Raw genomic sequence first — 12,701 nt, forward strand, 5'->3', positions numbered from 1 at the left:
GCCTGGGCCATCGCCCGCGCGCTGGACCCGAAAGACGAATTGCCGGTGGCCTTGTGCGGCGGACTAGGCCAGGCGCTGCGCGATTGGCTGCCGCCGGGCTTCCGCCAGCGCCTCGTCGCGCCGCGCGGCGATTCCGCCCAAGGTGCCTTGCTGCTGCTGCAACGCTCGAACCCGCAACAATAAGGAGAAGACGATGAAACCGTTCCGCCCCGCGCTGGCCGCGCTCGCGCTGCTGGCCTGCAGCCTATCCGCTCATGCTGAAAAAGTCCGGCTGGAATTCTGGACCGACTCGCTGAAGCCCACCTTCGACGGCTACTTCGCCAACGTCAAGAAAACCTACGAGGCGCAACATCCCGACGTAGAAGTGCAGTGGGTGGACGTGTTCAACGACAATTTCGAAACCAAGCTCAACGCCGCCATCGCCGCCGGCCGGCCGCCGACGCTGGTCAACCACGACGTGCCGCGCCTGTTCAAATACGCGCAGAAAGGCACGTTGATTCCGCTGGACGCGGCGCTGGGCGCGGACAAGGCGGCCTATCTGCCCAACGCGCTGGCCGATCTCAGCTTCGGCGGCAAGCTGTATGGTCTGCCGTGGTACAACAACATCAATGTGCTGGTGATCAACGGCGAGCTGTTCAAGAAAGCCGGCCTGGACCCGAAACGGCCGATCGCCAGCCTGGACGACGAACTGCGCCTGGCCAAGATCATCAAGGCCAAGACCGGCGTGCCCGGCCTGCTGCCGCAACTGGGCCAGATAGACGGCATCATGCTGGGCCAGGGCCTGCCGCTGATCCAGAACGGCAAGGCCGTGTTCAACAGCCCCGCGCACGCCGCGCTGATCCGCAAGCTTGCCGACGCTTACAAGGCCGGCGCTCTGGCCAGGGACAATCTGTTCGCCGACGACAATTACCAGGCCAGCATCAAGCTATACAACAGCGGCCGGCTGGCGATGATGGAAACCGCGCCCACCTCCGCCCAGCGCACCCAGAGCGACGCGCGCAACATCTACGCCGCCACCGTGGTGCAGCCGGCGCCCCTGGGACCGACCAAGATCGCCCAGGGCGGCTATCTGTTCAGCTGGTCCGTATCCAAGGGGCTGCCGGCGCGGACGCAGCAGGAAGCGGTCAAGTTCGCCAGGTTTCTGACCGGCGACGCCCAGCAGCTGGCCTTCGCCAAAGTGACCGGCGCCACCTTCCCCTCCACCCGCCGGGCGCTGGCCGACAGCTATTTCGTCAAGACCTCGGCCGGCGGCGGCGCGGTAGAAAGCTCGCGCATCGAGGGCGCCAAGGTGGCGCTCAACATCCGCACCCTGGTGCTGACCGGCGTGCCCAATGTCGGCGATCTGAAAAAGAATCTGGTCGACAACGTGGAAGCCGCGGTCACCGGCAAGAAGGACGCGCAGAAGGCGCTGGACGACGCCGTCGCCTTCTGGAACCGCCAGCTGAAGTAACTCTCTTCCCTCCTCAGCCCCTCGCCGCGTCTTCCGGCAGGGGCGCTTTTTCTCCCGAAGCCCAAGCCGGACCGCAAGCATGACGCCGACCTCCGCCCGCAACGCCTGGCTGTTCCTGTCTCCCGCCCTGCTGCTGATGGGCGTTTTCACTTTCTGGCCGCTGCTGTTCGGTAGCTACGTCGCCTTCACCCGCTACGACCTGGTCTCGCCGCCGCAGTGGGTGGGCCTGGACAATTTCCGCTACCTGCTGGACGACCCGGTGTTCATCCAGGCGCTGGGCAACTCGCTGCGCTACCTGCTGGTGGTGCCGGCCATCCAGTTGGCCGGCATCGCGCTGGCGGTGCTGGTGAACCAGGCGCTGCCCGGCATCAAGTGGTTCCGCGCCGCCTTTTACCTGCCGGTGATCACCACGGTGTCGGTGGTGGGCATCATGTGGAACTGGATGTACGCCGATTACGGCGTGCTCAACGGCGCGCTGCATTGGCTGGGATGGGTAAAGCAGGAACACGATGTCGGTTTTCTCAGCGACGAAGACCTGGCGCTGTATTCGGTGATGTTCGTCACCTTCTGGCGCGGCATCGGCTATTACATGGTGCTGTATCTCGCCGGCCTGCAGGCGATTCCGGCCGAGATGCAGGAAGCCGCGCGGCTGGACGGCGCCAATGCCTGGCAACGCTTCTGGCGCATCACCCTGCCCATGCTCAAGCCCACCATCCTGTTCTGCAGCCTGATCTCCACCCTGGACGCGATCAAAGCTTTCGAGGAGGTGCTGGTGATGACGCGCGGCGCGCCGATGAACTCCACCTACACCGCTCTCTACTACGCCTTCCACCAGGGCTTCAACCAACTGGACTTCGGCCGCGGCAGCGCTGCCGGGCTGGTGCTGACCCTGGTCTGCCTGCTGCTGGCCTGGCTGAATTTCAAGCTGATCCGCGCCGATCACCGCTGAGGACGACATGACCGCCATCGCCCTGAACCGCGCCGCGCCGCGCAAGCTGCTGCGACGCCTGCCCGACTACCTGCTGCTGCTCGCGCTGTCCTTCGCCTGCGTCTATCCCTTCCTGTGGACGCTGGGCATCGCCGTCGGCGACGGCGAGCAGGTGTTCGACTTCCCGCCGCCGCTGTGGCCGAAAGACGCCGGCTGGCGACACTTCGCCGCGGTGTGGGACGCCATCCCGCTGGGACGCTTTTTCTGGAATTCGCTGTGGATGTCCGGCCTGACCACGCTGGGCACGCTGGCGGTGTCGGCGCTGGCGGCGTTTCCGCTGGCCAAGCTGCGCTTCCGCGGCCGGCAGCCGGTGTTCTACGCCATCATCGCCACCCTGCTCTTGCCCAGCGAGATCAACTTCATCAGCAACTACGTCACCATCAGCCGGCTGGGCCTGGACGACAGCCGGCTGGGCGTGGTGCTGCCGTCCATCGCCGGCGCTTTCGGCATCTACCTGATGAAGCACGCGTTCGAGGAGATTCCGGACGAGATCGTCGACGCCGCGCGAATGGACGGCGCCAGCGACTGGCAGGTGTTCCGCCGCATCTGCCTGCCGCTGTCCTTGCCCTACCTCGCCACGCTGGGCATCTTCACGCTGGTGTGGTCGTGGAACGTCTATGTCTGGCCCAGCGTGGTGCTGAAGACGCCGGACCTGTATCCGCTGTCGGTCGGCGTGCTCTATCTGAAAGGCGCGTTCGCCACCTCCACCCGGATGGTGGCCGCCGGCGCGGTGCTGACCATCCTGCCGGTGCTGGCGGTGTTCGCGCTGTGCCAGCGCTACTTCATGCGAGGAATGGACGGGGCGGTGAAATGAAAAACCCGGGCGACGGTTCCGGCGCGGCCGCGCCGCTGCGCGACATGGGTCCAGCGGACCCGTATCATGGCGATTCATCTTTCTCTCAGGAACCCGGCGTTCGCAATATCGCAATATGGGGGCTTCTCTCCGCCCTGCTTCTCGCCTTTTCCGCGGCCGCCGCTGCCGCGCCGCCGACACAGAAACTGCCTGAGCCGTCCATCACGGTGCGTTTCGATTATTACCCGCAAGACCTCGCCAGAATCCGCGCCCTGGAGCGCAAGCTGGCCAGCGCGATCAAACGCGCCAGGGCCGGCGAATTGGGCGAAACCGAGCTGCATCTGGACGGCAATGACGGCTTTTTGTACCTGTACGGCCCCGATCCGGACCGGCTATACGCGGCGGCAGGCCCCATCCTGAGACCATCCAGGCTGATGGTCCATGCCGAAGTGACAAAACAATACGCCGCCAGCTCAAAGACCTTTCCGCTGGGCAAAGACAATCCGGATTAAATCCGCCAGCCGCAGCGGGGATAGCCGCAGCCTCGACATGGGCTGGCTTAGAGATCCATCCGTTTCCTGAAAGACCGCAGCGCGCAGACCAGCGCCGCGATGCCGGGTATCGCCACGCACAGGAAGATGGGAACGCCCGCCGCGCCCATCAGGAAGCCGGCCAGCATCGCCGCCAAGCCGCAGATGGGAAGAATCAGCCACTCCCATAGCGCCAGGTTGGCGGCATCCTCCGCCATCGGACGCGGCGGATGGCCTCTTCCCCGCCGGATCACGCGTATCAGGTAAAGGTCCAGGACAAAGTCCAGCACGCCAAGCAGCATCCTGCCGATGAACTCCAGCATCGACGCCTCCATGATTCGATACGCGACGGTCCGAGTCTAGCATTGCCGGATGAAGACAGTGCCCTAACAACCGCGCGCCGCGAACGAGTCTTATTGTCAGACATCGCCGCCGTCATTTAATCTGCTCGGCACGACCTTACATTCAACAACCATACGGTCGATACATAACCATACCAAGACAAAGGAAATCGCCGCATGGACACCCGCTCCCTCTCGCCGCACCGCCCATTGAACCGGCAGGACTGCAAGACGCTGTTTCTGGCCGCGCTGGGCGGCGCGCTGGAGTTCTACGACTTCATCATCTTCGTGTTTTTCGCCGTGGTGCTGGGCAAGCTGTTCTTCCCGCCATCGATGCCGGACTGGCTGAGCCAGCTGCAAACCTTCGGCATCTTCGCCGCCGGCTATCTGGCGCGCCCGCTGGGCGGCATCGTGATGGCGCATTTCGGCGACCTGATGGGCCGCAAGCGCATGTTCACGCTGAGCATCGTGCTGATGGCGCTGCCTACGCTGGCCATGGGCATGCTGCCCACCTACCACGAAATCGGCATGGCCGCCCCGCTGCTGCTGCTGGCGATGCGCATCCTGCAGGGCGCGGCGATAGGCGGCGAGGTGCCGGGTGCCTGGGTGTTCGTCGCCGAGCACGCGCCGGCGCGCCACACTGGCTTCGCCTGCAGCGTGATCACCTCCGGCCTGACCATAGGCATCCTGCTGGGCTCGCTGATCGCCACCGCGATCAACCTGGCCTTCAGCCCGCAGCAGATCGCCGACTGGGCGTGGCGCGTGCCCTTCCTGGTGGGCGGCGTGTTCGGACTGGTGGCGATGCAGCTGCGCCAATGGCTGCACGAGACGCCGGTATTCGCCGAGATGCAGGCGCGCAAGGCCCTGGCCGAGGAGCTGCCGCTGAAAACCGTGCTGAAGAAGCACAAGGCCGCCGTCGCGCTGTCGATGTTCGTCACCTGGTTCCTGGCCATCTCCATCGTCGTCGCCATCCTGATGGCGCCGGCCTATCTGCAGAAGCAGTTCGGCCTGCCGGCGGTGGACACGCTGCGCGCCAACAGCCTGGCCATCGTCGCGCTGACGCTGGGCTGCCTGGTGGCCGGCGTGTCCAGCGACCGCCTGGGCAGCGGCCCCACCTTCATCGGCGGCAGCCTGCTGCTGGCCGCCAGCAGCTACGCGTTCTACTCGTCGATGGCGGCGCACGCCGGCCAGCTGTACACGCTGTATCCGCTGTTGGGCTTCAGCGTGGGCATCGTCGGCGCGGTGCCGCTGGTGATGGTGCGCGCCTTCCCGCCGCAAGTGCGCTTCTCCGGCCTGTCATTCTCGTATAACGTCGCCTACGCCTTCGCCGGCGGCCTCACGCCCATCCTGCTGTCCATCTGGCTGAAATACGACGCGCTGGCGCCGGCCTACTACCTGATGCTGCAATGCCTGATCGGCCTGCTGGTCGGCTGCTACCTGCTGTTCGCCGAAAAGAAAACCGGCTCGGCGGCGCTGGCTCAGGAAGGCTGAACCGGCATCACGCTGGTCTCGTCCACCGGCGGCAGCCTGGCCGCCGGGTCCTGGCGATAGAACTGGCTCAGCAGCCGGTACAGCTCGGGATAATCCCGCCGCGCCAGATGCGGGATTTCGAAGAAGGCCTCGCTGAGCACGGCGAAGAACTCCGCCGGATTTTCGCTGGCGTACGGGTCCAGCCAACCCTCCATCCCGTGGTCCACCTCGCGGCAGAACTGCCGGTAGGCTTGGTTCCAGGCCCGGCTCCAGGCGGCGCGGTCCATGCCCTTGTGCAAGGGCGGCGCGCCGTTGGCCGGGCCATCCAGCATGTCGAACTGATGCGCCGTCTCGTGGATCACCACGTTCCAGCCGTCCAGCAACGGCGATTCGTTGACGTCCGGCCAGGAAAACACCAGCGGACCCTGGTAGTTGGCCTGGCCGATCAGCACCTGCTCGCCCTCATGGGTAAGCCCTATCCCGTCCTGCCAGCGGTTGCGCGCCACGAACGGGGCCGGGTACAGTATCGCCTCGCGCCAGTTTTCGTAAGCGCGCATGCCCAGGTTCATGCCCGGCAGCGCCATTTGCAGCGCCAGCCGACAGCGCATGGCGTCGTCCACTTCCATGTCTTCCAGACCGGTAACGGTCTTGGCCAGCAGCAGTTCGCCGGCCAGCCTGACCAGACGGTCTGTTTCTTCGGCCGACAAGCCCTTCAGCAGCGGCATGCCGCCCGCCTCGCTCCGCAAGCGCGACAACAAGGCGGCCGGTATTCGTTTGCCGCCCAGGCGGCGCATCCAGTCTAATAGCATGAACTCTTGGCTCGGAATCGCGTCATTCATTGATACCTTAGGGCGGGGAAGGAGCAATTCAATGCCTCGCCCCGCAATACAGGAGAAACCATAATGACCACTCCCATCTGGCACAATCTGATGCTGAACCCGCTGGCCGCGTTTGGCATCCTGCTCGCGCTTGGCGTGATAGGCGGCCAGATCGCGGTGCGCGTCGCGCGCCTGCCCGCCATCACCGGCTACATCGTCACCGGCCTGATCATCGGTCCCTACAATCTCAATCTGCTCAACCAGCAATTGCTGAGCGAAGCCTCTCTGTTCGTGCAGCTGGCGCTGGGCATCGCGCTGTTCGAAGCCGGCCGCCGCGTGGACCTGCGCTGGCTGCGGGTGGAGAAAACCCTGCTCGCCACCACCCTTTTCTACTGCCTGCTGGTGTTCGCCGCGCTGTTCGCGCTGCTGAACAGCAATGGCTTCGGCGCGCCGGCCAGCCTGATGCTGGCGGCGCTGGGCATGGCCACCTCGCCCATCGTGGTGCTGGAGATCGCGCGCGAGTCGCGCGCCGACGGCCAGGTCAGCGAGCGGCTGCTGACCGCCACCGCGCTGTCCAGCCTGCTGGCGATGGCCGGCTTCGCGCTGGCGCTGTCCTACACCCATCTTTCCGCCGACCACAGCGTGGAGGACGGCATCCTGATGCCCGGTTGGCTGATCCTGGGCTCGGTGGCGCTGGGCCTGGTCGCCGGCTTGGTCACCACCCAGCTCAACCGCTGGCTGGGCGGCCATCAGCGCGAAGCGCAGCGCGTGCTGCTGTTCGGCCTGATCGCGCTGCTGGTCGGCACAGCCGACATGCTGCAACTGCTGGCCTTGCTGGCGCTGCTGGTGGCCGGCATGAGCACCCGCACGCTGCGTCACGGCTACACCGTCAGCGAACCGGGCATCCTGTCGATGAGCCATGTGTTCACCGTCGCCTTCTTCGTGTCCGCCGGCGCCCACCTGTCGCCTCAGGCGCTTGCCTCGCATTGGCAGCTGGCGCTGCTGTGCCTGATCCTGCGGAGCGGCATCGGCATGCTGGTGTGGTGGCTGGCCGCGCGCGGCAACGGTCTCTCCCGCCAGCAGGGCGCCTGGCTAGGTCTGGCGCTCAGCCCGATGAACAGCGGCTCCGCGCTGCTGCTGGGTCTGGGCATCGTGTCGCTGGGCGAAGCCGCCACCAGCTTCAGCGCGGCGTTGATGGCCGCGCTGCTGATCAACGAGATCGTCGCCCCCGTCCTCACCCGGCAGGCCCTGCGCCTGGCCGGCGAAACCGCAGGAGCCAGCCATGCTTGAATTCAACCAAAGCCAGCCGCTCACCCTGGGCGTGGAGCTGGAACTGATGATACTGAACCGCCGCGACTACAATCTCACCCGCGGTTCCGACGATCTGCTGCTGCAGATCAACCGCAAGCCGCACGACTTCGACATCAAGCCCGAGATCACCCAGGGCATGATAGAAATCGGCACCGCCGTCCACAGCGACGTCAACGCGATGCTGGAAGAGCTGCTCGCCATCCGCAAGCTGCTGGTGGACAGCGCCCACAAACTGAACCTGGGCCTGGCCGGCGGCGGCGCCCATCCGTTCCAGCACTGGGAAGACCAGCGCATCTATCCCAAGGAACGCTACCGCCTGGTGTCCGAGCTGTACGGCTACCTGGCCAAGCAGTTCACCGTCTACGGCCAGCACATTCACATCGGCTGTCCGGACGGCGACGCCGCGGTGCGGCTCACCCATTACCTGGCCCGCTACATTCCCCATTTCATCGCGCTGTCGGCGTCATCGCCTTTCTATCAGGGCGTGGACACCTCGTTCCAGACTTCGCGGCTGACCAGCGTCAACGCCTTCCCGCTGTCCGGCTGCATGCCGGTGGTGGATAGCTGGAACGCGTTCAACGACTACTTCGAACGGATGGAGGCGCTGGGCATCGTCGCCAGCATGAAGGACTTCTATTGGGACATCCGCCCCAAGCCGGAATACGGCACCGTGGAAATCCGCATCTGCGACACTCCGCTCTCCATCGAAACCCCGGTGCTGCTGGCCGCCTACGCCCAGATGCTGGCGCGGCGCTGCTTCGAGGAAGAGTGGAACGACATCTGCTCCGAACCCTACCTCACCTACAGCTACAACCGCTTCCAGGCCTGCCGCTTCGGGTTCGACGGCGTGATGGTGGATGCCCGCTCCAAGAACCAGCTGGGACTGCAGGAAGACCTGCTGGACACGCTGCGCGCGCTGGAGCCGCACGCAGAGGCGCTGGGCAGCCAGCACCAATTGGCGGCGCTGCGCCAGCGGGCATTGAAATGCCACAGCGACAGCCGCTGGCTGCGCCAGGTGTTCGAGCAGAGCGGATCACTGAGCGAAGTGGTGCGGCGCCAGAGCGAGCACTGGATGTACGCCGAGCCGGGAGTCGGCGTAAACTAAGCGATTCCAATCGGATCGCCCTTTTATGCCTTTCGAACTCCCGCAACAGCCGGCGCCGGAACTGCCCGCGCGCTGGTGCGTCTTCAACGGCGGCCTGCTCTGGCTGCAAAACCAGCAGCTGCCAGCGCATCCGCCTGCCGGCTGCGCGCTGACCGGCCAGCGCTTTCTCGGCATCCATGAAGACAGCAATCTGTTCATGGCGGATCTGGTCGGCGAAGCTCCGCCGCAAGCGGGAGAATGGCTGCCTCTGCGGCCGGCGCTGATGGCCATGCCCGCGGCCCAGGTTCAGGCGGCCGCCCGCGCCGCCCAGCTGCGCCAGTTCTTTCACAGCCACCGCTTCTGCGGCCATTGCGCCACGCCGCTGGCGGTAAACAGCGATCAGCTGGGCCGGCATTGCCCCAGTTGCGGCCAGGTGTACTACCCCCGCATCTCCCCCGCCATGATGGTGCTGGTCCGCCGCGGCCGCGAACTGCTGCTGGCCCGCAGCCCGCATTTCACCCCCGGCATGTACAGCGCGCTGGCCGGTTTCGTCGAACCCGGGGAAACGCTGGAAGAGTGCGTGCACCGCGAAACCTGGGAGGAAGTGGGCATCAAGGTGAAAAACCTGCGCTACGCCTTCTCCCAATCCTGGCCTTTCCCGCACTCGCTGATGCTGGCTTTCACCGCCGAATACGACAGCGGAGACATCCGCCCCCAGGAAGGCGAAATCGAGGATGCCGGCTGGTTTGACATAGACGCGCTGCCGACGCTGCCCTCGCCGATCTCCATCGCCCATCACCTGATCGCGCACGGGCGCGAGCTGATCCGAAATCAGCAAGCATAAGCCGCTCCCCAAACCTGAATCGGAGGGATGCGCCCTCCCTCCGATTCGGCGCCGGCTCCCAGACTTCACAAACCGTCCCAAAAGAAACGCCCGCACGGGAAAAATCCAGCGCAGGCATCGGCCAGCGCGTCCTCGCGCCATCTTTCATGAACAAGGCAGCGAGCTGTCATTGCCGCTGCGATGAAAATTCAAATAGAATATTTACTCGAGAAAAGCATTGCAAAATGCTGCTCGCCTTGTTTACTTCCGGATGAAAGAATCGATCGTGAAACAAAAAAACCTGCTGAACCTTGCCCTGACGATAAGCCTGCCCCTTGCCTGCGCAACCGCGCAGGCGGCCGCCATGACCGTGGACAGCCTGGACGGCCCGGTCACCCGCAACGAAATCCAGTCCTTCGTCGATTTCGCGCAGGGGCTGCAACCGGGCGCGTCCAATGTCGACAACGAATGGGCGCAAGGCCGCAGCGGCGAAAATCTGAAAGCCATGGCCCTGGTTTACGACATCGCGCCGAGCCAGCCCCTGCTGGACAAAATGGTGTCCTTCTGCGACGCGCTGCTGTCGGAACGCAACGACATCCTGCCGGCGCCAGCTGGCCAGCGAGTGATCTGGACCGGCCGCATCGATCCGGTATGGCCGAACAAGCCGGACGTCAGCCCGATCCAGACCGGCGGCGAACAAGGCGACCCGGTGGGCCACCTGGGCAGCTGCGCCCGGCAGATACTGAAAACCACTGCGGTATACAACCAGAAAGTGGCCGGCGGCGACCCCTTCCATTTCGGCGCCACCTATCTGCAGCGCGCCAAGACCTATCTGAGCCAAGCCGACAAGACGGTTGACCAGCACATCCTGAAATCGCTGATCAAGCTGACCGACGGCAACCGCATGTACTTCGCCGCCAACGCGCCATATAAAGCCGGTCTGCCCGTGCCGTGGAACCAGCAGATGATGTTCGGCTACGGTTTTCTCAACTTGGCACAGGCCCACGAACTGCTGAAAGACGACCCGGCCCGCGTCAAACGCTACGACCAGATCCTGCAAGCCAATCTGGACTGGCTCCTCCAGTCCGGCCTCACCCGCTACACCGACAAGGCCGGCCGCCCCGCCTACGATTGGGGCTACACCATGCCGGACACCTCCGGCGAAGACAACAGCCATGGCAGCCTGGACACCGCCGGCTTGTATCGGCTGTATCAAAGCGGACGCTACGGCCTGCAAGCCGCGCAGCTGGCGCCCATCGCCAACACCGTGCTCGACGTGATGCGCCTGGGCGACCGCCACTACGCCGGCCGCCTCAACGGCACCACCGGCGCCGGCAACAGCAAGGACACCAACTACCTGCGCAGCGGCTACCTGTTCACCGCGCTGTTCCAACCCAGCGCCTACTACACCATGATGAGCGACGCCGGCATCCAGGATGGCAGCAATGCTTCGCGCATCGACGCCTTCTCGCGCTTCCTAGCAGTGAAAGCCGTACGCGCGGGTGGAAACATCAAGTCGAAGACACCGCGCTGACGCCACCAGCCCTTCCCTGAACAAACCGCACAGAAAAATTGTGCGGTTCCGTCTTTTTCTATTCGGATTAGCGCCACACGATGCCCTCCCGTTTTAGCCGCGGAGAGCTTTAGAGTCCGGAGTTGATGTATCTGATTTCAGCGAACGATTTGGCGTAGACTGTCGGTGTCAAATAGATTTCTTGGGCCTTTCGTCATTGCATTCCCGCCGCCGAGCTTCGATCACAACCTGGGCATGCCGCACAAGCTGATGAGCCAGCGCTCATTCGGATACTCATAACGAAAGCGTCCGTTAAACGATTTGATATGGATGCTCTGTTTGGGTTGGAAGATCGAGAGAATTTGAGTCGGGCTATGGATCGCTGACGGCTACGCGATGAGGTATCAGCCGCTATCTGACGAATTGACATAACTGGCGGCAGCCCATCGTCACAACTATAGGTTTTCGCCGCCAGTCTGAGAAGCTCAACATTAAAATCTGTCTGAAAATGGCTAGCCAATACAGACTCAAGACTGCAGATGCTTCATAAAAATTGGCCTATTATACCTAATAAGGTGAAATGCAGCCCCCGGAATGCTTACTTGAATATTCTCACTCCGGGAGCTTGCAATTTTCATGCCCATCTTACACTATTCACCATCTGAACCAGATAGAAATCAGCTGATCATGACAGGCCAACACTAGCGAGATTTTTTTCGCTGCCAACTTCCTTGACCATCTTCGTCAGAATCGTGCTTCCAACTTCGATGAATTCAACATCGCCTTGGTCCATGACGTAGCGAACACTTTCCACCCATCGCACACAGTTGGCAATCTGCTTAATCAATGTTGCTTCTATGGCGTTGTTTTCGTAAGGTCTTGCAGTATAGTTTGCGATAACAGCACTCTTTGGGCTACGGAAAGCGAACTGTGCCGCAAATCTAACAAATACCGCCTGAGCATCCTCCATGTATCGCGAATGAAATGGCGCGCTAACATTCAATGGATAATAAGTGAAACCGCTAGAGTCAAATGCCTTTTCTGCAGCGACCATCGATTCCTTGGGACCTGCAATGATCGCCTGTGTTGGCGTATTCAGGTTGGCTATATCGATCTCATCTAGGTGATGGTCAGATATTATTTGTCGTACTTGTTCGATCCTAGCGCCAAGAATTGCGGCCATCCCCCCTTCTCTCGCCCGGGCCATGAGCTCGCCACGCTTCTGAACCAAACGAAGCCCCGTTTCGAAATCAAAAACATCGGCAGCCAGCAAGGCATTATACTCGCCCAAGCTGTGCCCCATCAGAAAATGGGCATCACCTAATTCCGGCCTCTCATTTTTAAGATTATAGTAATTTAGCGCATTCACTACATATAAGGCGGGCTGAGTATAATCAGTGTAACGCAGTTTCCCCTCAGGGTCCGATACACATAGCCGCTCGACTGAGTAACCCAAAATATCGGACGCCAGCTCAGTTAATTCGGGGAATAAAGGGAATACATCCTTGCCCATACCCTTGAATTGCGCGCCTTGGCCTGGAAAAAGAATTGCTATTTTTTTCAAAATGATCTCCTGATTG

The 12,701-nt window shown here is 62.9% G+C and carries 13 protein-coding genes; 10 read left to right on the forward strand and 3 right to left on the reverse strand.

Translation table 11 applies throughout. From position 1 onward, the window contains the following. From LQR33_RS02665 to LQR33_RS02685, 5 genes are all read left to right on the forward strand, one after another. Window positions 1–183 (forward strand): hypothetical protein (locus LQR33_RS02665; protein WP_414626562.1); only part of this gene is annotated, 183 nt, incomplete at its 5' end. A gap of 10 nt (window positions 184–193) precedes the next feature. After that, a complete protein-coding gene (locus LQR33_RS02670) occupies window positions 194–1,450 on the forward strand; it encodes an ABC transporter substrate-binding protein (RefSeq protein WP_231467372.1) in 1,257 nt (418 codons plus the stop codon). Between the two features lie 79 nt (window positions 1,451–1,529). Continuing rightward, complete coding sequence (locus LQR33_RS02675) at window positions 1,530–2,399, forward strand: carbohydrate ABC transporter permease (protein WP_231467374.1); 870 nt, start codon at window positions 1,530–1,532, stop codon at window positions 2,397–2,399. 7 nt (window positions 2,400–2,406) lie between these two features. Continuing rightward, window positions 2,407–3,252, forward strand: coding sequence for a carbohydrate ABC transporter permease (locus LQR33_RS02680; protein WP_231467376.1), 846 nt, complete (start codon window positions 2,407–2,409; stop codon window positions 3,250–3,252). Beyond that, window positions 3,249–3,743, forward strand: a complete 495-nt coding sequence (locus tag LQR33_RS02685; RefSeq protein WP_231467378.1) for a hypothetical protein — start codon at window positions 3,249–3,251, stop codon at window positions 3,741–3,743. Before LQR33_RS02680 ends, LQR33_RS02685 begins: the two co-directional genes overlap by 4 nt. Window positions 3,744–3,790: 47 nt before the next feature. Here the strand turns inward: LQR33_RS02685 and LQR33_RS02690 are convergent, their stop codons facing one another. After that, on the reverse strand, window positions 3,791–4,084 hold the full coding sequence (locus tag LQR33_RS02690) for a hypothetical protein (protein WP_231467380.1): 294 nt from the start codon (window positions 4,082–4,084) through the stop codon (window positions 3,791–3,793). Window positions 4,085–4,279: 195 nt separating this feature from the next. Between LQR33_RS02690 and LQR33_RS02695 the strand changes: the two genes are divergently transcribed. Next, window positions 4,280–5,593 (forward strand): MFS transporter, encoded by a 1,314-nt coding sequence (locus tag LQR33_RS02695; RefSeq protein WP_231467382.1) that lies wholly within the window; start codon window positions 4,280–4,282, stop codon window positions 5,591–5,593. Here the strand turns inward: LQR33_RS02695 and LQR33_RS02700 are convergent. Continuing rightward, window positions 5,581–6,381: a M90 family metallopeptidase gene (locus LQR33_RS02700; RefSeq protein ID WP_231467384.1), complete on the reverse strand. Its 801-nt coding sequence runs from the start codon at window positions 6,379–6,381 to the stop codon at window positions 5,581–5,583. The two genes, LQR33_RS02695 and LQR33_RS02700, sit on opposite strands and share 13 nt — an antisense overlap. A gap of 93 nt (window positions 6,382–6,474) precedes the next feature. Between LQR33_RS02700 and LQR33_RS02705 the strand changes: the two genes are divergently transcribed. The 4 genes from LQR33_RS02705 (at window position 6,475) to LQR33_RS02720 (ending at window position 11,142) form a co-directional block, all read left to right on the forward strand. Continuing rightward, a complete protein-coding gene (locus LQR33_RS02705) occupies window positions 6,475–7,680 on the forward strand; it encodes a cation:proton antiporter (RefSeq protein WP_231467386.1) in 1,206 nt (401 codons plus the stop codon). After that, window positions 7,673–8,806 carry a YbdK family carboxylate-amine ligase gene (locus tag LQR33_RS02710; RefSeq protein ID WP_231178890.1) on the forward strand — a complete coding sequence of 378 codons (1,134 nt, stop codon included), beginning with the start codon at window positions 7,673–7,675 and terminating at the stop codon, window positions 8,804–8,806. The genes LQR33_RS02705 and LQR33_RS02710 overlap by 8 nt, the downstream gene beginning before the upstream one ends. 25 nt (window positions 8,807–8,831) lie before the next feature. Then, window positions 8,832–9,629, forward strand: a complete 798-nt coding sequence (nudC, locus tag LQR33_RS02715) for an NAD(+) diphosphatase (RefSeq protein ID WP_231467388.1) — start codon at window positions 8,832–8,834, stop codon at window positions 9,627–9,629. Between the two features lie 265 nt (window positions 9,630–9,894). Next, window positions 9,895–11,142, forward strand: coding sequence for a hypothetical protein (locus tag LQR33_RS02720; protein ID WP_231467390.1), 1,248 nt, complete (start codon window positions 9,895–9,897; stop codon window positions 11,140–11,142). A 664-nt stretch (window positions 11,143–11,806) separates the two neighbouring features. Here the strand turns inward: LQR33_RS02720 and fabD are convergent. Then, a complete protein-coding gene (gene fabD, locus LQR33_RS02725) occupies window positions 11,807–12,685 on the reverse strand; it encodes an ACP S-malonyltransferase (protein WP_231467392.1) in 879 nt (292 codons plus the stop codon). Window positions 12,686–12,701: the final 16 nt, after the last annotated feature.

The organism is Chromobacterium piscinae (assembly GCF_021129175.1).
Taxonomy (GTDB): Bacteria; Pseudomonadota; Gammaproteobacteria; order Burkholderiales; family Chromobacteriaceae; genus Chromobacterium; species Chromobacterium piscinae.

Coding starts and splice junctions, on each gene's coding strand:
- LQR33_RS02680 (WP_231467376.1), top strand. CDS start 2,407: ATGACCGCCATCGCCCTGAACCGCGCCGCGCCGCGCAAGCTGCTGCGA.
- LQR33_RS02695 (WP_231467382.1), top strand. CDS start 4,280: ATGGACACCCGCTCCCTCTCGCCGCACCGCCCATTGAACCGGCAGGAC.
- LQR33_RS02675 (WP_231467374.1), top strand. CDS start 1,530: ATGACGCCGACCTCCGCCCGCAACGCCTGGCTGTTCCTGTCTCCCGCC.
- nudC (WP_231467388.1), top strand. CDS start 8,832: ATGCCTTTCGAACTCCCGCAACAGCCGGCGCCGGAACTGCCCGCGCGC.
- LQR33_RS02705 (WP_231467386.1), top strand. CDS start 6,475: ATGACCACTCCCATCTGGCACAATCTGATGCTGAACCCGCTGGCCGCG.
- LQR33_RS02685 (WP_231467378.1), top strand. CDS start 3,249: ATGAAAAACCCGGGCGACGGTTCCGGCGCGGCCGCGCCGCTGCGCGAC.
- LQR33_RS02700 (WP_231467384.1), bottom strand. CDS start 6,381: ATGCTATTAGACTGGATGCGCCGCCTGGGCGGCAAACGAATACCGGCC.
- LQR33_RS02710 (WP_231178890.1), top strand. CDS start 7,673: ATGCTTGAATTCAACCAAAGCCAGCCGCTCACCCTGGGCGTGGAGCTG.
- LQR33_RS02690 (WP_231467380.1), bottom strand. CDS start 4,084: ATGCTGGAGTTCATCGGCAGGATGCTGCTTGGCGTGCTGGACTTTGTC.
- LQR33_RS02670 (WP_231467372.1), top strand. CDS start 194: ATGAAACCGTTCCGCCCCGCGCTGGCCGCGCTCGCGCTGCTGGCCTGC.